1 protein-coding gene is annotated in these 519 nt (G+C 38.5%); it reads right to left on the bottom strand.

Annotation, left to right across the window (positions count from 1 at the left end; all coding sequences use genetic code 11):
* Nucleotides 1-64: 64 nt before the first annotated feature.
* A partial coding sequence (locus tag GMD4S_RS12605; protein ID WP_000452349.1) for a ferrochelatase occupies nt 65-519 on the bottom strand: 455 nt, incomplete at its 5' end.

The raw sequence follows: 519 nt of genomic DNA, 5'->3' as shown, positions 1-519 counted from the left end.
AAGCTCTTCTTGAGAAAAAATAAAACAGATAAAGGATTTAGCTTAAAGCTAAATCCTTTTTTCTTTACTCTTTTGGTAACTTCCCAGCCTTTTCGAGCATTTTCTTAATCAAGTAAGGCATCTTCACATTTTCACGGCCTTTTTTCTCAATGAGTTTTTTGACAAATTCTGGCATCTGAAGGTCGTCTGTCTCCTCCATGATGTCCTTTGTAGTTGCCGAAGGCGCTAACTCATCGAAGGTTTCTTCTTCTGGGAGAAAAGCTTTAAATTCTTTGTCTTCATTGGCTCGTACAGTAGCAACTAAAGCGTCAATTAAACGGCTATCTGTATTGGGCATAGGTGGACGATGGTAGGTGACACCTAATTCTTGACACAACTCATAACATTCCACATCGTTATCAAACAAGACTTCGATGTGCTCACTGATAAAGCTAATCGGGACAAAAATATAATGCTCTGGATGTTGCTTTTGTTCTCGTAAATATTCTAAGACATCTGGCTTGATCCAAGGGATTCCAA

This window comes from Streptococcus sp. GMD4S (genome assembly GCF_000296955.1).
The sequence above is the reverse complement of the archived record's forward strand: the minus strand, read 5'-3'. Positions and strand labels throughout refer to the sequence as shown.